At 64.2% G+C, this 486-nt stretch carries 1 protein-coding gene; it reads right to left on the reverse strand.

Annotation, left to right across the window (positions count from 1 at the left end; translation table 11 throughout):
- On the reverse strand, positions 1 to 217 hold a 217-nt coding region (locus CJ197_RS15725), incomplete at its 3' end, for a hypothetical protein (protein ID WP_146007804.1).
- Between the last annotated feature and the right edge of the window lie 269 nt (positions 218 to 486).

Raw genomic sequence — 486 nt, forward strand, 5'->3', positions numbered from 1 at the left:
CCCCCGCCAAGGCGTGGACCGAGCAGACCACCCCCACCACCCTCCCAGTGGTCGCCTGACCACCGGAGAACACATCGACTGTCCGAAATCCTTGACACACCCCATCGGTATGCGCAGACCCCACATGCTCGAACACCTCGAGACGACCCCGGGATTTCTGCACGACCTGCACCGCCACCGCGCCCGAAGCCGTCCTCACCTTCCGCACGTAGGCCATAGAGCAACGCTACCCGTTAGTGCCCCACCCCACCCCCAAAACCACCCATCACCCCAGGTCACAGCCCCGCCAGACAGCCAACCCCAACTCGATGACCTAAGTCAGGTCTGAGACCGCCGGTCGTCACTGTGAAACTGGGACCGCCTGGGTGAAGCTGAGGCCTGTCACGGCGCATCTGTTGCGGACGAGTGTTTTCGGGTATGAGAAAGGGAGCGGGTCCGCGACGCTCCCACCATTGTGCTGGTGGGGGTCTGCGTGACCCGCTCCCT

This window comes from Brachybacterium sp. UMB0905 (assembly GCF_002871795.1).
Classification (GTDB): domain Bacteria; phylum Actinomycetota; class Actinomycetes; order Actinomycetales; family Dermabacteraceae; genus Brachybacterium.